At 37.1% G+C, this 23,024-nt stretch carries 21 protein-coding genes and 2 pseudogenes; 8 read left to right on the forward strand and 15 right to left on the reverse strand.

All coding sequences use genetic code 11. From position 1 onward, the window contains the following. Positions 1-538: 538 nt before the first annotated feature. The 4 genes from WAX74_RS14135 to WAX74_RS14150 form a co-directional block, all read right to left on the reverse strand. Entirely contained in the window at positions 539-1,450 is a 912-nt protein-coding gene (locus WAX74_RS14135; protein ID WP_336498357.1) for a DUF1002 domain-containing protein, read from the reverse strand. 145 nt (positions 1,451-1,595) lie between these two features. Then, positions 1,596-2,456 (reverse strand): CvfB family protein, encoded by an 861-nt coding sequence (locus WAX74_RS14140; RefSeq protein ID WP_336498309.1) that lies wholly within the window; start codon positions 2,454-2,456, stop codon positions 1,596-1,598. A 167-nt stretch (positions 2,457-2,623) separates the two neighbouring features. Next, on the reverse strand, positions 2,624-3,043 hold the full coding sequence (gene mntR, locus WAX74_RS14145; protein WP_336498310.1) for a transcriptional regulator MntR: 420 nt from the start codon (positions 3,041-3,043) through the stop codon (positions 2,624-2,626). Between the two features lie 144 nt (positions 3,044-3,187). Then, positions 3,188-3,442 (reverse strand): late competence development ComFB family protein, encoded by a 255-nt coding sequence (locus WAX74_RS14150; protein WP_336498311.1) that lies wholly within the window; start codon positions 3,440-3,442, stop codon positions 3,188-3,190. 116 nt (positions 3,443-3,558) lie between these two features. Here WAX74_RS14150 and WAX74_RS14155 point away from each other — a divergent pair, with 116 nt between their 5' ends. Further along, a complete protein-coding gene (locus WAX74_RS14155; protein WP_336498312.1) occupies positions 3,559-3,714 on the forward strand; it encodes a lmo0937 family membrane protein in 156 nt (51 codons plus the stop codon). Between the two features lie 28 nt (positions 3,715-3,742). Here the strand turns inward: WAX74_RS14155 and WAX74_RS14160 are convergent, their stop codons facing one another. The 6 genes from WAX74_RS14160 to WAX74_RS14185 all read right to left on the reverse strand — a co-directional run bounded on the left by WAX74_RS14160 (position 3,743) and on the right by WAX74_RS14185 (position 11,534). Beyond that, positions 3,743-4,852 carry a GNAT family N-acetyltransferase gene (locus WAX74_RS14160; RefSeq protein WP_336498313.1) on the reverse strand — a complete coding sequence of 370 codons (1,110 nt, stop codon included), beginning with the start codon at positions 4,850-4,852 and terminating at the stop codon, positions 3,743-3,745. A 15-nt stretch (positions 4,853-4,867) separates the two neighbouring features. Next, positions 4,868-6,967 carry a heavy metal translocating P-type ATPase gene (locus WAX74_RS14165; protein WP_336498314.1) on the reverse strand — a complete coding sequence of 700 codons (2,100 nt, stop codon included), beginning with the start codon at positions 6,965-6,967 and terminating at the stop codon, positions 4,868-4,870. Further along, positions 6,951-7,325 carry an ArsR/SmtB family transcription factor gene (locus WAX74_RS14170; protein ID WP_336498315.1) on the reverse strand — a complete coding sequence of 125 codons (375 nt, stop codon included), beginning with the start codon at positions 7,323-7,325 and terminating at the stop codon, positions 6,951-6,953. Before WAX74_RS14170 ends, WAX74_RS14165 begins: the two co-directional genes overlap by 17 nt. Before the next feature lie 437 nt (positions 7,326-7,762). After that, a complete protein-coding gene (locus WAX74_RS14175; RefSeq protein ID WP_336498316.1) occupies positions 7,763-10,120 on the reverse strand; it encodes a penicillin acylase family protein in 2,358 nt (785 codons plus the stop codon). Between the two features lie 111 nt (positions 10,121-10,231). After that, positions 10,232-11,149 carry a UDP-N-acetylmuramate dehydrogenase gene (gene murB / locus WAX74_RS14180; RefSeq protein ID WP_336498317.1) on the reverse strand — a complete coding sequence of 306 codons (918 nt, stop codon included), beginning with the start codon at positions 11,147-11,149 and terminating at the stop codon, positions 10,232-10,234. Positions 11,150-11,228: 79 nt separating this feature from the next. After that, positions 11,229-11,534: a winged helix-turn-helix transcriptional regulator gene (locus WAX74_RS14185; RefSeq protein WP_336498318.1), complete on the reverse strand. Its 306-nt coding sequence runs from the start codon at positions 11,532-11,534 to the stop codon at positions 11,229-11,231. 253 nt (positions 11,535-11,787) lie between these two features. On the opposite strand from WAX74_RS14185, the gene WAX74_RS14190 reads away from it, so the two are divergent. From WAX74_RS14190 to WAX74_RS14210, 5 genes and pseudogenes are all read left to right on the forward strand, one after another. Further along, positions 11,788-12,312, forward strand: coding sequence for a YceI family protein (locus WAX74_RS14190; protein WP_336498319.1), 525 nt, complete (start codon positions 11,788-11,790; stop codon positions 12,310-12,312). A gap of 180 nt (positions 12,313-12,492) precedes the next feature. Then, positions 12,493-13,681 (forward strand): annotated as a pseudogene (locus tag WAX74_RS14195) (hypothetical protein). A 16-nt stretch (positions 13,682-13,697) separates the two neighbouring features. Continuing rightward, the gene (locus tag WAX74_RS14200) at positions 13,698-14,930 is read left to right on the forward strand and encodes a Zn-dependent hydrolase (protein WP_336498320.1); all 1,233 of its coding nucleotides are present in this window, start codon (positions 13,698-13,700) and stop codon (positions 14,928-14,930) included. Next, a complete protein-coding gene (locus WAX74_RS14205) occupies positions 14,927-16,102 on the forward strand; it encodes an amidohydrolase (RefSeq protein WP_336498321.1) in 1,176 nt (391 codons plus the stop codon). Before WAX74_RS14200 ends, WAX74_RS14205 begins: the two co-directional genes overlap by 4 nt. A gap of 202 nt (positions 16,103-16,304) precedes the next feature. After that, positions 16,305-16,601 carry a hypothetical protein gene (locus WAX74_RS14210; RefSeq protein ID WP_336498322.1) on the forward strand — a complete coding sequence of 99 codons (297 nt, stop codon included), beginning with the start codon at positions 16,305-16,307 and terminating at the stop codon, positions 16,599-16,601. Positions 16,602-16,880: 279 nt separating this feature from the next. Here WAX74_RS14210 and WAX74_RS14215 read toward each other — a convergent pair whose 3' ends face one another. Next, positions 16,881-17,129 (reverse strand): hypothetical protein, encoded by a 249-nt coding sequence (locus WAX74_RS14215; protein ID WP_336498323.1) that lies wholly within the window; start codon positions 17,127-17,129, stop codon positions 16,881-16,883. 228 nt (positions 17,130-17,357) lie between these two features. Here WAX74_RS14215 and WAX74_RS14220 point away from each other — a divergent pair, with 228 nt between their 5' ends. Together WAX74_RS14220 and WAX74_RS14225 are read left to right on the forward strand one after the other, a co-directional pair. Continuing rightward, the gene (locus WAX74_RS14220) at positions 17,358-18,647 is read left to right on the forward strand and encodes a helix-turn-helix transcriptional regulator (protein WP_336498325.1); all 1,290 of its coding nucleotides are present in this window, start codon (positions 17,358-17,360) and stop codon (positions 18,645-18,647) included. Beyond that, positions 18,644-18,934, forward strand: coding sequence for a hypothetical protein (locus tag WAX74_RS14225; RefSeq protein ID WP_336498326.1), 291 nt, complete (start codon positions 18,644-18,646; stop codon positions 18,932-18,934). Before WAX74_RS14220 ends, WAX74_RS14225 begins: the two co-directional genes overlap by 4 nt. A gap of 39 nt (positions 18,935-18,973) precedes the next feature. Here WAX74_RS14225 and WAX74_RS14230 read toward each other — a convergent pair whose 3' ends face one another. From WAX74_RS14230 to WAX74_RS14240, 4 genes and pseudogenes are all read right to left on the reverse strand, one after another. Then, positions 18,974-19,303, reverse strand: coding sequence for a DUF4288 domain-containing protein (locus WAX74_RS14230; protein ID WP_231687491.1), 330 nt, complete (start codon positions 19,301-19,303; stop codon positions 18,974-18,976). 121 nt (positions 19,304-19,424) lie between these two features. After that, a pseudogene (locus WAX74_RS14235) lies at positions 19,425-21,160 on the reverse strand (ABC transporter ATP-binding protein); the annotation flags it as partial. Continuing rightward, positions 21,097-21,237: a hypothetical protein gene (locus WAX74_RS21035; RefSeq protein WP_413788972.1), complete on the reverse strand. Its 141-nt coding sequence runs from the start codon at positions 21,235-21,237 to the stop codon at positions 21,097-21,099. The pseudogene WAX74_RS14235 and the gene WAX74_RS21035, both read right to left, overlap by 64 nt. After that, entirely contained in the window at positions 21,230-22,972 is a 1,743-nt protein-coding gene (locus tag WAX74_RS14240; RefSeq protein ID WP_336498327.1) for an ABC transporter ATP-binding protein, read from the reverse strand. The genes WAX74_RS21035 and WAX74_RS14240 overlap by 8 nt, the downstream gene beginning before the upstream one ends. Positions 22,973-23,024: the final 52 nt, after the last annotated feature.

Genomic DNA, 23,024 nt, shown 5'->3' on the forward strand with positions numbered 1-23,024 from the left:
TCCTCCTATTTATCTTGAATTCGAGATATTTTTATTAGTTTTATAATATCAAATAAATACAGTATGTGCAAATAGGAAGTTTTTATTAATGATTCTACGTTGAGTGTTGCAAGCATATCCGTGTTTCTACTTTCAAAGAGCTTGTTATACATAAACTGTAACGGATAAATCACCAACTATAGGCATTCGCGCTGGCCGCACGTTCGCATGAGCCGCTGTATGCGCTAGCGCGCAAACATCTGTCTCATACGGCACGTCATGCGGCTAACAAAGCGCGAATACCAGTGCCCCCTGTTAAATAAGTAGAGGTCTATTCTGGAATAAATTGTTCTGAATTCAGCTCCTAATTACTTCTTACTGTATAAATAGAATGTTCTAGGATGTGCGCCTTAAACGCCGTGGGAGCGATGAAGGAGCGACTCATCCTGCGGAGGCTCATGCGTAGCGTGCGGCAAGCGCACATCCGTCTTATGCTTACTAAAGATATAGCCCATAAAAAAACACCCTAATTGCCTCGATGGCAATTAGGGTGTCTAGATTATTTAAACATAGAACGAATGGAATCAATTAAATTATTAAAAAAGTCTTTAACACCTTGCCAGAACCCTTCATTATCTACAATGTTACCAATCTTATCTTCTATCGTTTTACTTAAATCATTCAATTGATCAGACCATTGGCTAAAATCTATATCTAACTGACGAATTCGATCCATCAAATCTATCAATAATTGACGATCTTTTTCGGATAGTTCAATTTGTAAATTCGCTAACTGTTCTGAAACAATTTTTTCTACTTCTTCCCGCGAAACAGGATTTTGCTCAGCAATTTGCTTTTTAATTTCCGTCAGCAATTCGCTTACTTTTGCTTCGTCAATACCTGCCTCTTTTGCTAGGTTTGTCGCTACTGATAATTCATCATTTGCTACATCTGTACGTTCTGGATCTAACTCTCCACCTGTCACTTCATAAGCTTTATATATTCCTACTAGTGCAGAATGACCAGTTACTGGTTTTGGGGCTGCAATTTCTACAACTGCGTCTTGAATACCCGCTGTAAGCATTGCATTTGCATACATCTCTGAAGTTACTTCGGTAATGTTATCTGGTGTGACAATATTGATCACTAAGCCTTTTCCCGCATCTTTTCTAGTTATTTTAGCCGACGAAAACATACGTGCAGATTCATCACCATCTTTTAAATACGTCGCTAAATCTTTACCTGTCACAACTATTTCTTGAACATCCGAGTTCTCGGTTATTTTTAAACTATCTTTAACACTCTTTTTTTGTTCTTCTGTTAGGTTACCACCGTAAACGACGATAGGAGCACCAAACTTTTCGTTAACTGCTTCTGTAGTGCCGGTAGAGTCCGCATACGTGATCGAGGGAGTAACCAAAACTCCAATCAATAAAATAGCAGCTATAAATGGTTGTAATAATTTCTTCACTCCAATATCCCCTTTCTTCCAATCCATTCTTCCATTAGTACGAAAAAAGGAGTAAAAAGTTCCGAATAATCGTTTCTTTTTACTCATTTCCAAGTTTTGCTATCCATTTAGTATTTGTCCAACTTTAGTGTTGAGCGCTTATCTTTTACATTTTAACTTCTGTCCAACCATCATTTTGAACAATTTTTCCTTCTTTCATGAGTTTGCCAAGTGCTCGTTTAAAAGCTGCTTTACTCATCGTAAACATCTCTTGAATTTCCTCAGGTGTTGACTTATCTGTAAAAGGCATTCTGCCTCCCACGTCATTTAAATACCTGAAAATAGATTCTGCATCGTCTCCTAAACGTTCATGTTTACGTGGTAATAAGGAACCGTTAAGAGAACCATCTTCTTTTGTATCAATGATACGAACAGTTAAATCTTGTCCTAGTCTCGGTTCTTCCACACGTTCTGATTCGTGCACGAAAATACGGTAATTCTCTGGGACACTAAGTAAGAATGACCCAACTGGAAGAAGTCTATAAGCTCTTGCTTGTAAATTCTTGTTAAGTAACGTAGTTGGTGCATCTATATATAATTCCTCCACGCGATCTTCCGTTGCTAGACGGCCAAACAACTCTCCGTCTTTGTCTGTGCGAAGTGTCATATATAAGTGATCACCTGTAACTGGCCAGAGTTCCTTCACTTTCGGTAAGTCCTCCGCTTTTACTTGTACTTCCTTAGACGTACCAATATCGACAAATGCCCCTTCTTTATCCGTAACTTTTATGACACGTGCCCATCCATACGTTCCCTTTTGAATTGTTGGAAGTTGTGTAGTAGCTGATAAATTCCCTCTACGGTCGACAAATAAAAACACTTCTATCGTGTCATCTTCTTGTAAATCTTCTGGAGCTTCTGAAGCATTTAAAGAGATTTCTTCTTGTTTATGTGTAAGAATCCATTTCGATCCTTCTTTTTCCTGCACTTTTAATTTTACTATTTCCCCTGATTCTAACTCTGCCAAATTCACCGCTCTCCTTCTGACCAATTATGTTACCGGTCTTGACCTACTACTTTTAATTTGTATCATGCTTTATCTGTTTTATATCGTAAACCTTTACTTTACTTATTACCGTTTCGTTTGCATTATAAACTCTACAATTAATCTGTAACAAAGACTATGTATAAAAACTATTCACTTTCTGCTTCTTGTAACTCAAGAAGCTTTGATTGAAGATCCGGATTCTCTTCCAAAAATAAAACTACATCTGCTATACGGTCGATTGAATTCCAGCTTAGATGATGCTCGATTCCTTCTACATCATTGTAAATATTTTCTTCTTTCACTCCGATTAGTCTTAAGAAATCTTCTAATAAATCATGTCTTTTCACTAATTTCTTACCAAGTTTTAACCCCTTAGGAGTAAGTGTAAGTCCACGGTATTTCTCATAAATTAAAAAACCGTCTTTATCCAATTTCTGCACCATTTTAGTCACAGATGAAGGCAAGACAGATAATGCTTCTGCAATGTCAGACACACGAGCATACCCTTTCTGCTCGATTAACAAATATATTTGTTCGATATGGTCTTCCATGCTTGGTGTTGGCATACGTATCTTCCTTTCATAACTACTCCCTTTATTTTACTACAATGCGCTCTTCTTCACAAATATAGCTATATTCTCCTATTTGTTCTCTTTACATGAAAGAACCTTATCATATGATAAGGTTCTAAAGAGAAAAATGTAAGGGCGTCAGCTTCGATGTGGATACTTTCCGATTACATGAATAGACTGGATTATTCTCTTATTAATCCATTCTAAGTTTTCTTTTGAATTTAAACGTTCAAATACAGCAGTTCTTCCCTTATCTGTTGTTACATAATGTGCTGGTAGTGTATTTAAGCTTAAAGCAATAATATCCATTTCACATTGTTCACATTTACAGAAGGTTTGGTATTCCGGTCCTCTCATAAGCATCGTGACTATGCTCTTTACAATCTCTTCCATTACATTAGTAAGCAAATTTATCTCTTCTTTCCTTAAAAGTTATCCTGATGTTTAACACTATATACAAAGGGGTAAAACTTTAATAACCAAATGCTCAAGCGGAAAGGAGAATATATATGGGTAAATTATTATGGTCTATTATTGTAATTTTAATTGTACTTTGGTTACTCGGTTTAGTATTAAAGATTGGTGGAGGACTAATCCACACATTACTAATTATAGCAGTTATTATTTTTGTTATTCAACTTATAACAGGAAGACGATCGGTATAGAAAAAGGATGCTCCAGGAGCATCCTTTTTTATTGTTTTGTTTTCCCATAAATACATGTGTCTCTCAGCTTTTTCCCGTCAGCAGATAGGGAGTCTTTATGGAGTATACCCTCTAATGTATATCCAACTCTTTCTGCAACGGAGCGACTACGGACATTTTCAGTATCACAACGGATTTCCACTCGGTTAGCATGTAACTCCTCAAAGGCAAATTGTGTTATCCGATCACAAGCTTCCGTCATTAAACCTTTTCCTTCAAACCTACGATCAATCCAATAGCCAATTTCGAATTTACGTACATTCCAATCGATTCGATGTAAACCGGATGCACCTACAAACTCACCAGTATCTTTCAAGAATAAATGGAGACGTAAATCTTTTCGTGTAATAAAATCTGCGACAGCTTGGCGTAAGTTAGTCGTTGACTGTTCTAATGTTTGCTTAGTTTGAGCCCATGGCATCCACTCTTTTAAAGCTTCATGAGAGTTAATCACCGATTTCCACACCACTTCTGCATCCTCCAAATGAGGTGCTCTAATTATAAGCCGGTCCGTATAAAACTCCTCTGAAAAAGAGTGTCGCTCTTCGTTTTTTGCTTTTTTAATGAAATCATCATCCCAATTAACCGGAGTTGCAGTTCCTTTTAAAAAGTCATCTCTCGTCATTCCATATGTCACCGCATCATAGTAAGAATCTTCCTTAGGGGAGAACCACGCCTGTCGGAGCTGTGCTTCTTTCACAAAGCCTGCTCTTTCAAATGTTTTACGCATAGCAAAGTTATCTTGTCGAGTATGACCCTCTAATCGTATTTTGACTTCAGGTAGTTGGAAAACATACTCCGTAACCATTTTCAACGCACGAGGTCCATATCCTCTCCCCCGTGCTCCATCTGCAATTCGTAAATCAAATAAAGGAATCTCATCTTGTAAGTCATAAATTTTAACGATTCCTACTTGTTCATTTTTTTCATTTTCCACCCAGAATGTCTTCACTTGGTCCGATTGATATCCGCCTTCTTCAATCGTCTTTTCTATTAATTCTCTCGCAGGATGAGAGTTACCATGATATGGCCACGTGTTGGTCGTCATAAAATGAATTAGCTCTTCTTGTTCTTTCATTGTCCATTCTGTAAGCTTCATGCTATCCCTCCCGTGCTACTTATACACTTTTAGTAGTCGTAAAGAATTTAGTACCACTAGTAATGTCGCACCCATATCAGCAAAGATGGCAATCCATAACGTTAACCATCCTGGAATAATGAGTAAAAGTGCAATGATTTTTAATCCTAATGCAAACATAATATTTTCTTTAATAATATGCAATGCTTTTCGACTTAATCGAATCGTATATGGGAGTTTTTCTAAATCATCGGCCATCAATGCAACATCCGCCGTTTCTAGAGCTGCGTCTGTTCCAGCTCCACCCATAGCAATTCCAACTGTTGATGCTGCAAGTGCTGGAGAATCGTTTACACCATCTCCAACCATTGCCACTGCTCCATACTTTTCTTTAAGTGTTTTTATTGCAGATAGTTTATGTTCAGGCATAAGACTTGCTTCTACATCGGTAAGTCCAAGCTTAGCAGCAATAGCTTTAGCTGTTCGCTCATCATCTCCAGTAAGCATTACTGTATGTTTGATACCTGCTGATTTTAAATCGGCTAATACTTTACCGCTAGTTGAGCGAATAGGATCTGCTACGGCAATAAATCCTTTGTATACTCCACCCTCTGAAGCAAGCATCACTGTATTTCCTTCTGTTTGTAAGTTTTCCACACGAGCTATAACTTCCGCTGGAACAGTACTATTAGCGACTATCCAAGAAACACTTCCTACGGACCATTTCTTACCATCAACAACTCCCTCTGCACCTTTACCAGTAACAGATTGGAACCCCTCCACATCTACTGCATGTATATGTTCTTTAGCAGCATACTTTACAATCGCTTGTGCGAGTGGGTGCTGAGAATATGTTTCAATCGACATTACTTTTTGAATGAAGTCATTATCGGATTCAGCTTCCACATAAGTTACTTCAGGATATCCTTTAGTTAATGTTCCTGTTTTATCAAACGCAATTGCTTTCAAACGACCTATTTCCTCTAAATGTATACCACCTTTGATGAGCACGCCTTGTTTAGCTGCGTTTCCGATTGCAGTAACTATCGCTACTGGTGTAGATACGACTAATGCACATGGACAACCTACTACGAGTACTGCTAACCCTTGGTAAATCCATGACTGCCAATCCGCTCCGAATATAGGAGGAACGATCGCTACTAAAAAGGCTATCACAATAATTGCAGGTGTATAATACTTAGCAAATTTATCAACAAATTTTTGTGATGGCGCTTTTTCAGCCTGCGCTTCTTCTACTAAATGAATAATCTTTGCAATAGTTGTATCTTCTACTCTTTTTGTTACTTGAACTTCCAAAGAGCCCTCTTCATTTAAAGTACCAGCAAAAACTTCGTCACCAATTTTTTTAACTGCTGGTACTGACTCACCTGTGATAGACGCTTGATTAACAGCTGAAGTCCCTTTCAAGACAATTCCATCCATCGCAATTTTTTGCCCTGGTTTCACAATGAGAATGTCATTAATTTGAATAAATTCGGTATCTACCTCTATAAGCTGATCACCCCGACGAATCGTTGCCGTCGGGGGCGCAATATCCATTAACTGGCTAATTGATTGTCGCGCTTTATTCATCGAGTAAGCCTCTAATGCTTCACTCACTGCGAATAAAAAGACGACAACTGCACCCTCTCGCCATTCGCCGATAATCGCTGCCCCTATAATGGCAATGGTCATAAGCGTATTCATATCAAAATAAAATTTTGATAAATTCTTAATCCCATGTTTAAACATTTCGTATCCACCAACAGCAATAGAAACAACGAACAAACCGACTGCAAATGGATGGGACTCACCATTAACAATGGATGCAATAATCCCAATGACTAAAAATACAAACGAAATGACTGTCACGATATTTTCTTTACGTTTAAAAAATGGCACCTTTTCTTCTACTTTACGTTGTTTTTCCTGTGCTACTTTAATTCCGTCAAATGCCCCTGCTTTTTCAATATCTTCTACTGTTACATCACCTATAACTGAAACCTTAGATGCTCCAAAATTAACAAGTGCATCCTCCACAGTTGGCAGATCTTTTATATTATTTTCAAATTTCATGGCACAACTGGCACATGAAAGATTTTCTAAGCGATATTCTTTTTTAGCTGCTTTCTCCATCTTTCTCACCCTCTTCCACCGCGTGTTCATACGCGATTTTAACTAGCTCGTTCACGTGATGGTCTGCTAATGAATAATAAACTAATTTACCTTTACGACGTGATTTCGCAAGGGATAAATCTCGTAAAAACCGTAAATGATGCGATGCAGTTGCTGTAGATGAACCAATGATTTCACTCACATCGCAAACACATAACTCTTCTTCTATTGTGAGTGCATATGCAATTTTTAGTCTTGTTTCATCTGCCAACGCTTTAAAAATTTGCGCAACCTTTCTAACATCTGGCAATTTCTTTTTGACAGATAGCACCACGTCATTGTGTATTACCGTTACTTCACACATATCTTTTGTCTGCATAAATCCACCTCATTCAAATGTTCATTTGATTGTTCCTTTAATTATATGTTCGAACTATTCAAAATGCAACTACATTCAAATGTACATTTGAATGTAGTTGCATTTATTTAGGAGCCGTCCGATTGTTTGGTTGAGCCGTCCGATTTTTGGGAGGAACCATCCGATTATTTGGGCGAACCGTCCGATTATTGGAGTGAACCATCCGATTATCTGGCGGAGCCGTCCGATTGTTAGGCTATACCATCCGATTTGACCAGATAATCGATTTTCTGTCCGTATAAAATTGTTTCTGACCGGATAATTGAAGTTTTTGTCCGTATAAAATAGTTTCTGACCGGATAGTTGTAGTTTCTGTCCGTATAAGTATTTTTCTGACCGCAGAGCATTTTCATCCAATAAAAAACCACTCAAATACTGAGTGGTCGCTCTATTCAAACTTATTTAGCGGTCAAATTCAATTCATAGCCTTTTTCTATATCGCCATCAATAACTGTTGTATGATACTTACCTTCTGCCCAATCCATCACTTGGTCATGGTACCATTCAGATTTCATGTGTCCACTTTGGCCTGGCCCAACGATGTGATATGACTCACTTAAATCTGCCAAATCCGCAACGAATCGCCAGGATGCTCCGTGGTCAACTCTCCCTTCATCATCAAAGCCAGCTGCTTGTACGGTTATATTTGATCCGCCAATTGGCACAGACTTTGGATTTAATAGATACGCTAAAATAGGAGAGGCGCCTGCCAATGGGTGGTCAAATGTCAACTGGTGATAATCGCCCCACTTCCACTTCTGTTCATTTTCACCATACTGTTCTTTCAAATCAGTAACCGAATCTACAAAAGAGTCATAAACCCATTTGTCGACCCCGCCGTACTCATCTAACCATGCACTGGATTCATTACGATACCCTTTTCTTAAAAACTGATCCGAGATATTCCCTTTTCCAGATAACATACTATAAACATCCTCTGGCATTTCATCTTCCAACAAAGTCTTCGGAAGCTGCTTCATCCATTTATGAAAAATAAGAGGAGCTGCTAACTCTTTGTCATCCACCTGGTTCCACTCAATTAGTAGACTAATAATCTCTTTATATTCTCCACCACTATCTAGCTTTTCCACTGAATTAATCATAGAAGATAAAAATTCCCGAGCATATAGATTCGTTTGATCCATTTGCAAATTCATCATATCTTCTTTTGTTAAATTAGAATTACTCTTTAACTCTTCGGCAATACGATCGTATCGGTACGATTGTGCCCAAAAGTCCGTAATATGGTATTTATAAGAATCGTCTATTACTTGATTGTTCGCTGTCGCAATAAACCCTTCTTTTGGGTTTACCACATTCGGTAATTCATTATATGGAACATACCCTTCCCAACCATAGTCAGCAGAGTCTCCCGGCACAGGTAATTGCCCATCTCCAGATTTACGTATTGGCAGCCTACCATTCGCTTTATATGCAATCGTTCCATCTTTTGCAGCAAATACAAAGTTTTGTGCAGGTGCATGGAAATCTTCTAAAGCAGTCTCAAATTCATCCCAGTCAGAAGATTTATTCATTTTAAGAATCGCTTGTAATTCAAGCGTCGGCTCTAGGGCAGTCCATTGCATGGAAAACAAAGCGGAAGCTTCCTCTTCTTTGAATAAAACATCCGAAATAATTGGCCCATGACGTGTTACCACTACCTCAAAAGGAACTGCTTCTTGCCCTTTCACCTTAATTTCTTTTTTACGTACCTCTGCCTGCTCCCATTTACCTTCATAGAAAAACTGCGTTCGGTCATCCGGGTTTGGTGTTTCAATATATAAATCCTGTACATCAGGTCCTACATTCGTTACACCCCATGCAACATTTTCGTTGTGTCCTAAAATAATACCTGGGACACCAGCGAATATGACCCCTCCTACATTTTGTTCTGGTGACTGTAAGTGCATTTGATACCAAATGGAAGGCGTACTCAATCCTAAATGCGGATCATCCGCAAGTAGAGGCTTACCGCTTTCTGTTTTATCGCCACTTACTACCCAGTTGTTACTACCGTTAAATTCATTTGGTAGTAAAGACGCATCGAAGTAACCCCTTACATTTACAGGTTTATTTTTGTTTGCCTCTATGATTGCTTGTGCATCATTTGGATATGTTATAAATAACTCTTTCGCTTTTTCTTCTTCATATTCATTTAGAGCCCAGTGCCTAATTGCCAGCGTTGACCAGTTTCCACCTAGATCATATGCCATAAATTTACCGATTGCCAATGAATCAATTGGTGTCCACTCTTCTGGCTCATATCCAAGCAGCTTAAACTCATAACTCAATTTCTTTTCTTCTTTCGCAAAGGCGATAAATTCATTTACCCCTTCCGCATACCATTTCAACACTTCTTTTGCTTCCGGACTATAACCGGCATACGACTTTTCTGCAGCATCTCGCAAGCTAAATGTTAAGAAAAACTTGTCAGTATCTAAAGCAGCTTCTCCTACTACTTCTGATAATTGCCCACTTGCTTGTCTTCTTGCTAAATCCATTTGGAACAGTCGATCCTGTGCTTGTACAAAACCTTGAGCACGGTACAAGTCTCCATCTGATTTTGCTCTAATATGAGGAACACCATTAGCATCTCGCACAACTTTGACATCCGCCTCTAATACATCGACGGAAAGATCTCCCTTAATTATCGGCTTGGAACCGGAGACATACATATTCACCCCAACTACTGCAATTACAATTATCGCAAGGATACTCCCCAATACCCAAGCGATTATTTTCCACCTTTTCTTCACATTTGTCCCCTCCCTTTTTATTACATTACAAACTTCGACATCTACATTTAATTACCTCTATCACACAAAAAAAGACCTATGAATAAATATATTCATAGGTCAATATTTATATTATTGTTTGTTTTCACCAACAATTTTCACTTCTAATTCTAGCTCAACATCGAAGTTCTCTTTTACCGCTTTCTTAACCATTTCAATGGTGCTTATATAATCGGTAGCGGTAGCATTGTTTTTATTGACAATAAAACCTGCATGCTTTGTTGAAACCTCTGCCCCACCGAATCCTTTTCCTTGTAATCCGCTATCTTGGATTAACTTTCCGGCGAAATAACCAGGAGGACGTTTGAATACACTGCCTGCAGAAGGATACTCAAGTGGTTGTTTGGATTCCCGTTGAAATGTTAGGTCAGCTATTTTAGCGTCAATTTCTTCTTGATTTCCGGGTTGTAATTCGAACTCAGCAGATAAAACATAGTACCCTTTTTTGGTGATTATACTTTTTCGGTAACCAAGCTCTAGTGCATCTTTTGAGAGAACAAGCTTTTCTCCGCTTGGCGTAAGAACAGTGCATTGGACAATTACATCCTGTATTTCTCCACCGTAAGCACCAGCATTCATCGCCATGGCACCACCGATAGACCCAGGAATTCCACATGCAAATTCTAATCCCGTTAGAGACTCCTTTGCCACAGCTCTTGAAACGTCAATTATGTCGGCTCCACTTCCTGCAATTACTCGGTTGTCATTAATCGTGATCTCGTTTAGGTTTTCTAAGCGAAGAACAATCCCTCGAACTCCGCCATCACGTACGACCATATTCGATCCGTTTCCAAGAAGTAATAAAGGAATATCATTTTTATTCGCGTATTGAACAACGAATGCTGCTTGATCTTCCGTTTCTGGAGTGACAAATAAGTCCGCAACTCCACCCATGCGGGTCATTGTATGCAGATTTAGTGCTTCATCTATTTTTACATTATTCGAATGTAGTTGTGTAGTTAAATCTTGAAACCATTTTTGTTTACTCAAAAAGAGACAATCCTTTCTTCATTTACAATTCACCTTTACATAGTATGCGTTTTCGCAACTAATATATCAAGCAAAATTGTTATAACCATTCTTTAGACCAGGTTTCAATTCCGCCAACTACATCTTTTAGGGCAAAACCTTTGTCTGTTAAGTTATATTCGACCCGCACAGGGACTTCTGAAAAGACAGTTCTTTCTACTATACCTTCTTTTTCAAGCTCTTTTAAGCGCTCAGAAAGTAACCGACCACTTATAGGAAGAGAAGATTCAATTTCATTAAATCGTTTTGCTCCATCTATGAGTTGGTACACAATCAAAGCTGTCCATCTTTTCCCTATCAATTCCATTGCCTTCGATAAACGCGGGCATAATAATGATTCTTTCATCTGTTTCACCTCTATCATGTTCTATTATATTCTCCTCTCATTAATTTGTAAAACAAAGTAATTTAATTACTTGACGTAACCATGGTATTATTTTAAAGTTAGTTACATAAAGTAACTTATGGTTTAATAAATTAATTAGTGGGTATAGATTAATGTTGAACTTTTTATTTATCTTGAAATAAAACATCTTGATTTCAAAACAAGTATGTTTTATAATAAAATTAAGAAAAACATTCCGAGGAGGAAATTAAAAATGACAAAATTTAATCTTGACGCTGCACACTCTAGTATCGACTTTTCTGTGAAACACATGATGGTTTCCAAAGTAAAAGGTTCTTTCACAAATTTCACTGCTGACCTAGAAGGTACTGCTGAAGATTTAACTGGTGCAACTATCAGCTTCGATATCGATGTAAAATCAATTAACACAAATAATGAAGATCGTGATAACCACTTACGTTCAGGTGACTTCTTTGATACAGAAAAATACCCAAGCATTAAATTCGTTGCTACAGACATTAAAAAAACGGATGATGGTGAATATGATGTAACTGGTGATATGACGATTAAAGGTGTATCAAAACCAGTGACTTTCGAAGTAGAATACGGCGGTAAAGGAACTAACCCATGGGGCCAAGAAGTAGTAGCATTCTCTGCGGATACAAAAATTAACCGTAAAGATTTTGACCTAGTATGGAACCAAGCACTTGAAACTGGTGGCGTTCTTGTCGGTGAAGATATCAAAATCACTGTGGAATTAGAATTAAACCCAGCTTAATAATTCAATATGTATATCTCAATGAAGCTATCCTATTACAAACTAGGATAGCTTTTTTATTTTATATTAAACACTTAATATTAAAAACTAACTATTCTGGAATATATTATATACTTCATATCAGAACGATTCTATGCTATTGTATGGAGTATTCTATATTGTCAGAAAGGATTAACTATTATGCCTCAAATGCTTGCTTTAGTTTTGATCGTCGGAATACTATTTATCGGAGACCTTGTGTCTACTAGAACGAAGGCTTGGATTCCTTCCGTTTTCGTTTCAGCAGTACTTTTTATTATTGGCTATTGGACTTTCTTTCCTACAGAGATTGTTTCCATTGCAGGTGTACCGCCCGTCGTTGCGACGATGATGATCTACTTACTTATTACCAATATGGGTACTTTGCTTTCCTTACAACAATTAAAAGAACAGTGGAAAACTATATTAATTTCACTGGCTGGAATAATAGGGATTATCGCTGTTTTGTTTGGAATTGGAACATTTATATTTGGTGTAGAAACAATTATTGTTGCTATCCCCCCTCTTGTCGGTGGTCTTGTTTCTGCTTTGATCATGTCCGAGGGTGCAGCAAATGCTGGATTAACAACATTATCTGTATTTGCTATTGTTATTTACGTTATGCAAGGCTTTGCTGGTTATCCACTTACATCTATCGCACTTAAAAAAGAAGGGAAATCGCTTCTTGAAAAATTCCGCAAAGGAGAACTTTCAATACCTGGACAAACCAACAGTTCTACGGAGGAAACACAAGAAGAGCTTAAAATGTTCCGCAAATTGCCTGCAAAATACAACACAGATTACTTTAAATTTTTCCGTTTAGCATTTTGTAGGTTTCCTTGCTTACCTTGTTTCAACGGTATTAGAACCCATTGTATCCATTAGTCCCTATGTACTTTGTTTATTATTCGGTATTATAGCTGCAAGCATTGGATTTTTAGAGCGCCAAGTATTACAAAAAGCAAATGGTTTCGGCTTATGTATAATGGTTCTAATGCTTTTCGTATTTGACGCCCTAAAAACTGCAACACCTTCGATGATTATGCAAATTTTATATCCATTAATCGGAATAATTATCCTTGGAGTAATCGGTATGTACTTATTCTCTTTCCTTATGGGAAAAATTTTAAAAGTGAGCAAAAACATGGCTTTTGCTATTTCATTAACTGCACTTTACGGATTCCCTGCTGATTACATTATTACAAATGAAGTAATTAATTCTTTAACCCAAGATAAAAAAGAACGAGAAGCGTTAACTGCTCATATGCTGCCACCTATGCTAGTCGGAGGATTCATCAGTGTTACAATCGTTTCTGTTATTCTCGCAGGTATTTTCGTAGGATTCTTATAAAATTAGGAGAGATAATATGGCCAATCAAGCTAGAATAGAAGAACATATTAAGCTACTAAGTCAGTTTACCGCCACTCCAGGCGCAGGAGTCACTAGGTTAACCTATTCTAAAGAAGATCTAGGCGCAAGAAAATACATCATAGAGAAAATGACTGAATATGGACTTATTGTTTCTGAAGACGGATTAGGTAACATTTTTGGAAAACTCGAAGGAACCCATGCAGATTCACCCTCTATAATTGTCGGTTCTCATTTTGACTCTGTTCCAAATGGCGGAGCTTATGACGGTGCTGCAGGAGTGGTAGTCGGTTTAGAGGTGGCTGCACTCTTCCAAGAAAAGGGATATAAGCCTGCTTATCCTCTTGAAATTATCGCGCTTGTAGAAGAGGAAGGCTCACGTTTTGGTGGAGGTTTAATGGGTTCAAGAGGAATGATGGGTTTATTGACTAATGAAGAGTTTAAAAGTCTTGCGGATAAAGACGGAATACTTGCTGAAGAAGCAATGTTAAGTATTGGTTTAGATCCATCTATTGAAAAGGTACGTGATCCAAAAACGATTAAAGCCTTCCTCGAGTTACATATCGAACAAGGTCCAATTTTAGAAGAAAAAAATATTCCAATTGGTATCGTTGAAGCGATCGTTGGTTTAACTCAATTAGAAGTTACGATTCAAGGAAAAGCAGGACATGCTGGTACTACACCTATGGAACAACGCACTGATGCACTAGTAGCCGCTGCTCAAATCATCGCAGCTTTCCCACAGCTTGCTTTGGAGGAAGGAAACGGTACGGTTATTACAACCGGGCAGTTACATGTATTTCCTAATGGATCCAATGTCATCCCAAACAAAGTAATTTTTTCAGTAGATATACGCTCAGCTAAAGAAGAACATGTTCATCGTGCAGTGCAAAAAGTAGGGCAGTTAATTGCCTCTAATATGGGTGCAGGTATTGTTACTTCTATTGAACATTTGCTTTATATTGCACCAAAAGAAATGGATGAAACGATTCAATCCACTTTCAAAGAAGTGAGTGATAAATTAGACATCCCTTACTGCACTCTTAATAGTGGTGCTGGTCACGATGCGATGGTTTTCTCTGATTATACTGCTTGTGGAATGGTGTTTATTCCAAGTAAGGATGGTCTTAGTCACTGCCCGGAAGAATGGTCCAATGCAAGTCATCTCGCTGCAGGTGCAAATATTTTGTTCCAAACAGCTTTACAATTAACGGAGGGAAATAAACAATGATCAATTCAAAAATTAAAGAATCTATCACGAATAATAAAGAAGAATTAATTTCTCTACGCCGTAAATTGCATAGCGAACCAGAGTTATCTTTTGAGGAATTCAAAACGACTGCTTTCATATGCGAATACTTAGACAAACTTGGAATTTCTTATCGAAAAACCGAACCTACAGGGGTTATTGCCGAAATACAAGGAGCCTCAGGTGGAAAAACTGTTGCCCTTCGCGGTGATATGGATGCACTACCTGTCCAACAGCTTAATACTCATGTACCCTACGCATCAAAATTCGAAGGAAAAATGCATGCTTGTGGACACGACGCACACACCTCTATGCTGCTAATCGCTGCAAAGGCTTTATTTGAAGTGAAAGAAGAACTTCCAGGAAATGTACGTTTTCTATTTCAACCAGCTGAAGAAGCGGCTGCCGGGGCAAAAGCAATGGTTGCCCAAGGCGCAATGGATGGCGTAGACAATGTTTTCGGTATTCATATTTGGTCTCAAATGCCAACAAACAAAGTGTCTTGTACACCAGGGCCTTCCTTTGCAGCAGCTGATATTTTTAAAGTAAAATTTAAAGGACGCGGTGGACATGGTGCTATCCCAGAAGCTTGTATCGACGCCGCACTTGTTGCATCTTCATTTGTAATGAATGTGCAAACCGTTGTTTCACGAACTATTGATCCACAAAGTCCAGCCGTTCTGACAGTTGGTAAAATGATAGTAGGTACAAGATTCAACGTAATCGCTGAAAATGCTGAAATTGAAGGAACAGTTCGTACATTCCATCCCGAGACACGAGATCATATTGAAAAGAGCATTACACAATATGCTGAAAGTGTTGCTGCTATCTTCGGCGCTACTGCTAAAGTGGAATATATCCGAGGTACAGATGCAGTAGATAATGATAGAAATAGCTCGGAACTTGTTCAACAGGTTGCTACTGAAGCTTTTGGCTCAGAAGTGATTTATAATGAAAAGCCTACAATGGGTGGAGAGGATTTCTCTGCATTCCTCACAAAGGCTCCTGGTAGCTTTGCACTTGTCGGAAGTGGCAATCCCGAGAAAGATACAGAATGGGCTCATCACCATGGGAACTTTGATATCGATGAAGACGCACTTGTCACTGGAGCAGAACTATACGCTCAGTATGCCTGGGCTTACTTAAATAAGTAAACTTGGGTTTATTAGATGGAATTCCAACTAAAGTGATGTAGTTTCCAACTAAGTCTATTTTTTCCAACTAACATCTCAGAAATTCCAACTAAACTTCGCTCATTTCCAACTACTCTGAAATAATTCAGAGTAGCTTTTTAATTTTGAAACTATCTTTTATGTTTTTCGTATATACTATAGAAAATGAGATGGAGGGATAATTATGGAAAATCTTTTGGGGTTGGGAATTGGATTTGTAGCGGTTGTGATGATTTTTTCTATACCACTATCCGCAATATGGACAACTCATTTACGCAAATCACAAAATATTCGTGCGAGAGTTGTAAAAGACGAAATAGAATTAGAGAAGCTTAAATATGATAATTTTTTACTTGAAACGGAAAAGATACGAATTGATTTACAACAAAAACAAGCAAGCTTACTCGAGACTTCAGCGGATCCTTTAATTTTAGATTTACAAAAGCGTGCTCAATCCGAGTCAAAAGTCATATCTTCATAAAAAATCGTGCTGAGCCCATTCTGCACGATTTTTTTAATGACATTATGGAATGGGTGCAAGGGCGCACTACACTTATTATTACACACAGGCTAGCAATCATTATACTTGCAGACCAAATATTCTTCTTCCTGGAGGAAGTAAAAATTACTAGAACAGGCACACATGATGAACTTATCGCTAAACACTATTTATACGAAGAAATGAAATTACCCATGGACAAGGGTTATCGTAAAACGAAAATCCAAAAAGTGCAGTTTCTTTACTGTACTCATTGGATTTTTAGTTTCTCCACAATTCTTTTGCTTTCGAATAAAAGTTCTCTATAGCAGCTTTAAAATCTTCCATCTTCTTAGCAGTTAATGCTTCCGTCTTTTCCACTTCTTCGAATTTGCTCGGAATTGTGTCCTTGTTTAGATTATATTCGTTCTTATTATGTGGTAGAGTTGTTAATAGAAACCAAAACGAGATGGAAAAAAGAAGAAAGAAAAAAAGCAGTTTGCGAATTGTTATACTTAAAACCTTTCTCAAATCTTCACCACCCATTTATTTATATACCTTAAGTATTAACCAAAAACCCAAATAATTCCACATCTTTCATTTGGGAAAGTAGGTATGAAAATATGGCGTTTTTTGAGCGTTTTTTATTCGTACTTTCCTGTTCTTTCATTTTTCTGATTTCCAAATAATATTATGTTATTATTTATATTGTATTGGTTTTCTTTTTTTTACTAGGTCCTATGGAGGAGGTGCTTATGGATGGAAATAGGACAATTGATTAAATTAGAACGCCAAAGACAGAATATGAAACAAGAATATTTGGCTTCTGGTATTTGCGTCCCCTCATACTTAAGTCGAATAGAAAATGGTTTAGTGAAACCAAGTGAAGATATCCAACACCATATTCTTATGCGTTTAAATATCCCCTTGGACTCTTTAAAGAGTGAAATAAACCAAGAGAAAACAATACATTTTAAAACACAATTCAAAACAGTTATTAACTCTAGAAATAAACAAAAAGCAGAAACTCTACAACTAGATATCCATAACTATATTGAGTGTCATCCTTTCGAACCCAATAGACTGACACTTCTATTAATAGAAACTAGATTAATGCTTATGTTGCCAGATAAAACGATTAATATTAGAAACAATCTTGCTATATTAGTTGAGTTTAAAAAGGAAATGGACCCAGAACAGTTATTTTATCTATATACCATTCAAGGAATTGTAGCGTATCAAAACAACCAGTTCAGCCAAGCATCTGAGCTTTTTGCACAAATATTTACACTCATTAAAAACTATCGTATGGAAGACTGGGAAATGGCCGAACTTTATTATGTATCGAGTTTGTCGCTTCTATCTGAATCTCGATATATAATGGCTATCGATTATGTAAAATCCGCTCTTTCCTATTTCAATCAAGAATTATTAATTGAACGCTCTATCGAATGTTTAATTATTTTAGGTATTGCTCAGATTGATACTGGGGTATTAAAAGAAGCAATAGCTACATTTGAAAAGGCGAAGGAAATCAGCTTAAAAATCGATTCTTCTAAATACAACGGAAAGATTGAACATAATTTAGGAGCAAGTTACTCTATTCTAGGAAATCAAAACCAAGCACTTTATCATTTTCAAAATAGTTTAGATATAAAAACTAGACCGGATGATAAAATAGTGACTATCTTATCTTTACTTAAGGAATATCACAAAATCAATGATGTTCAAAATGCAATAGTTTGGTTAGAAAGAGGATTCGAGATAATAAGTTATTTATCCGGAGAAAGTAAAAACTTCTTTAAAAGTCATTTTAATATATATAGAGCACTTTTATTGGAGGAAAATAATATTATTTCTATATTTAAAGAAGCCTTAGCGTATTTTGAAGAAATTCAAGACTACAAATATTGTTTTATTTATTGCCAAGTGCTGGCAAAAAGATTAGCTGATAAAAAACAATACAAACAATCAACAATTTATTATCAGTTAGGTTTTAACTATAATTTAAAACTATCACATGTAACTAATTGGGAGGAATTATCATGAAAAGATTTATTATCGGCACGCTTTGTTTATTAGGATTATTAATTACGTTTAATTTAGGTGGAGCAGAATCAGCAGTTCAAGATAAACCGGATATCACTTCTATTAACAAGTTTGCAGTTCAAGATAAACCGGATATCACTTTTATTAATAAGTTTGCAGTTCAGGATAAACCGGATATCACTTCTATTAATAAGGTTGCAGTTCAGGATAAACCGGATATCACTTCTATTAATAAGTTTGCAGTTCAAGATAAACCGGATATCACTTCTATTAAATTCTACATCTAATATTAAAAAGGACCCAAGATCTTTAGTCTTGGGTCCTTTTTAATTTCCATAGTTTCGTTCAAGGCAAACTTCTTCATCCAGAATTATGTGATGACTATATACTTCCCCAAACTCTAGACATTCTTCTATATTATCGACAAGTTCAAAAACATCAAGAATCATTAATAACTTTATAGTAGTGGTCTCCCCAAATGCATTGGCATAGGTGACGTCTTTAAAATGTTGCTTCACTAATCCGTCTACGTCCTCTAATTTATCTGCTCGGACGATATTGATCGTTTCTTCAAATGTTTTATTAGGCATAGATTCTGGTGAGGAGATATGTTCAAATAAAAGTTTTACAGAGTAAATGTTTGACAATAGAATCACCTCTTCTTTTAATTCTATTATTCTTTAATTTGAGCCAGAATGCCACAACTTTCACGTGGGAAAGTCACCTTCAAAAATGGTGTTTAAGTACCGATTTGCTTCACTACTTTCATGAATAATTTTACCTATTCAACTGACTTTCATAGAGTTCGTAATAAAAGCCTTTCTTTTGAAGTAACGCTTCATGCGTACCACTTTCTATGAGCTCTCCTTGATGGATCACGAGAATTTGGTTAGCATTTTCAATCGTTTTTAATCGGTGCGCAACGACAAAGCTTGTTCTCCCCTCCGTTAACCGATTTAGTCCTTGCTGAATTGCAATTTCCGTACGTGTATCAATACTTGAAGTTGCTTCATCTAGAATTAATATATCGGAATCTGCTAGTATTGCACGAGCAATCGAAAGCAATTGACGTTGTCCCTGACTTAAACTTGAACCTCCAGAAGTGATTATCGTTTCATATTGGTCAGGCAAATGCTTGATAAACCCATGTGCTGAAGCCATTTTAGCAGCCGTTACGACTTCCTCGTCTGTTGCTTCTAAACGACCATATCGAATATTTTCCAAGATTGTTCCAGAAAATAGAAAAGTGTCCTGTAATACTATCCCAATTTTTTCACGGAGGGAACTAATTTTATAATCTTGAATACTATCACCATCGATTTTAATCTCACCTGAATTTATATTATAAAATCGCATTAAAAGGTTGATAATAGTTGTTTTCCCCGAACCCGTTGGACCTACCAATGCAATTTTCTCTCCTGCCTTCGCCCGAAAACTAATATTTTTCAATACCGGCTTACCGTCCTCATAGGAAAAGTTGACACTCGAAAACTCCACTTCGCCTCTAAAGGAATCTATTTCAATTGCATTATGTTTGTCCGCTAGATCAGGAGTTTCATCCATTATTTCAAATACTCGTTCTGACCTGCTATTGCAGATTGGAACGTGTTTAATAGGCTTGATAATTGATTGATAGGACGAAAGAATTGGCGTGAATATGTAACAAAGGCAGCAATTATCCCTACAGTTGCCAACTCTTGAACCGTCATCAGTGCTCCAACTCCAATGATTAATGCAAGCCCCAAGTTGTTTATAAAGTTATTAATTGGACCAAGAAGGCCTGATACAGTATCCGCTGCTGTTGCGGATTGGCGTAATCTTTCATTTATCATTGCAAATTTTGTGAAGGTTTTCTCCTCTTGTCCAAAAATAGTGATGACTTCATTTCCTGATATGGCTTCTTCGATAAATCCGTTTAATTCACCCAAGTCTCGCTGTCTTCTAATGAAATTACTCCTGCTATATGTAATGATTTTCTTCGTTGTAAAAACGATTAAAGGAATAATTGCTAGTGCCACAATTGCAAGTATCCAGTTAAGCATAAACATGGCAATCGCAACACCAGTCACCATTAATATAGAGGAAAATATTTGTATAACGCTTTGACTGAGTGCATTGTTCAAGCTTTCAATATCATTTGTCACTCGACTCATTAAGTCACCATGCGTTCGTTTGTCAAAAAAGCGTAAGGACAATGTTTGAAACTTCTCGAATAAATGCTGACGTAATATTCGAATTGTCTTAAGAGACACCCGAACCATTAAAAATGTTTGCAGCCAAGTGAAGATAGAAGCAGAGGTATAGATTAATGCTAATAATAACAAAAAGCGTAGAGTCCCCTGCATATCCTTAGGAATGATATAGTCATCAATGATAAGCCCAATTAAATATGGTACGAGTAGATTCAACAATGTTGATATAATGACAAATAAAATGGAAGTAATCATTGCTATCTTTTGCTTCTCCATATAGTGCCATATCCGCTTAATTGTTCCCTTTTTATCCTTTGCTTTTTTTTTTCAACTGGCCCGCCAAAACCTCTTGGACCACGTGCACGGCCAATCACGTTGTTATTCGAAACTTTATTCATAGGAAAGAATCTCCTTTCCTTTTTGTGTTTCGTAAATTCCTCTATAAACGTTGCTATTTATAATTAATTCTTTATGGGTCCCACTTGCCTCAATTATTCCATCATCGATCACAAAAATTTGATCTGCATCTTGAATAGAAGACACTTTTGAAGAGATGAAAAACACAGTCGTATCTGGGTGGTTTTGTCTCAATGCTTGTTGAACCGATGCTTCTGATAAAGCGTCTATTGCTGAAGTCGAGTCATCTAATATCAATATTTTGGGCTCCCGAATGAAAGCTCGTGTCATTGCAAGACGTTGCTTTTGACCGCCAGATAGATTGGTTGCTCCTTGCATGAGCTCGTAGCCAAACTTACCTTCGAGTTTGTTAATAAACTCAGCGGCGGCTGCCGATTGAGCTGCTTCTTCCATGTCTTCAAAATTTGCTTCTTCTTTACCAAAGCGGAGATTTTCTTCAATTGTTCCAGAAAATAATGTTGCCTTTTGCTGGACAAAACCAATAGATTCTCTCAGTTTTTCAAGGGGATATTCTTTTATATTTACTCCATCAATGAAAATCTCTCCCGAATCCGGATCATACAACCGTGGTATTAGTTTGACAAGTGTTGACTTTCCACTTCCAGTAGACCCTATAATACCAATTGTCTCCCCTGCTTTTACTTGGAAAGAAATATTTTTTAAAACATACTCACCATTTTTACTATAACTAAAATTAACTTGTCGGAACTCGACCTCTCCTTTTATTTTTAGAAGGGCAGCAGGAGTGATCGGTTCACGAATATGTATTTCGGTCTCAAGTACTTGTTGAATCCGATTTGCTGAAGTAAAAGATTTTGTAATTTGCATTAAAACATTACTGCTTGTCATCAGCCCGTTCATAATAATATTCAAGTAGTTAATAAAAGCTAGAATTACACCGACTTGTAGCGTACCTTCGTTTATTTTAATTGCGCCCATCCACATTCCGAAAACCACACCGATATTCACAACAAAAAGCATAATCGGCATGAGTGTTAAAATTACTTGCTCAGCTGCCATGTTTCTCTTTGTTAAAGTATCATTTACTTGCTTAAACGTATTCGTTTCAAAATCAGATCGACCAAATGCTTTTATTACCCTAATACCTGCGAATGTTTCTTGTAGCTTTGTATTCACTCTATCCATTGCTCTCTGTACTCTCGCAAATAATTGGCCAGATTTTGAAGAAAACCAATAAATCAAAACCATTAATATTGGTATTGCCACTAAAAGCACTGGAAACAATTCTCGAGCAGTGAACCAAACAATCACGACTGCGCCAATAAACAGAAAAGGTCCTCGTACAAAGATTCTTAACGTCATCATTAATGCTTGTTGAACTGCTGTCACATCATTCGTCACAATGGTAATTAATTTCCCTGTACCAAATGAATCCATATTTTCACTTGAAAACTGCTCTGTTTTTTTAAATACATCTCGGCGAATATCCGCTGCAAAATTTACAGATGCTTTTGTACTGTAAACCGTACTACCGACACCACCTATTAATCCAATGAAAGCTGTAAACAACATAAAGAATCCAAGTTTCATCACATACGCATTATTATTATTTGCAATTCCAACGTCAATAATATGTTGCATAATGGTAGGTTGTAATAAATCCATTGCTACCTCAACACACATTAATAGTGGTCCTAGAATCGCAAATAGGGTATACGGCTTCACATAAGGAAGTAATTTATTTAGGGATTTCATCTTTTTCTCTCCTTAACTATATCCCCAATTTTAATAGAGATATGGCAGGAGA

The organism is Psychrobacillus mangrovi (assembly GCF_037104765.1).
Lineage (GTDB): Bacteria > Bacillota > Bacilli > Bacillales_A > Planococcaceae > Psychrobacillus > Psychrobacillus mangrovi.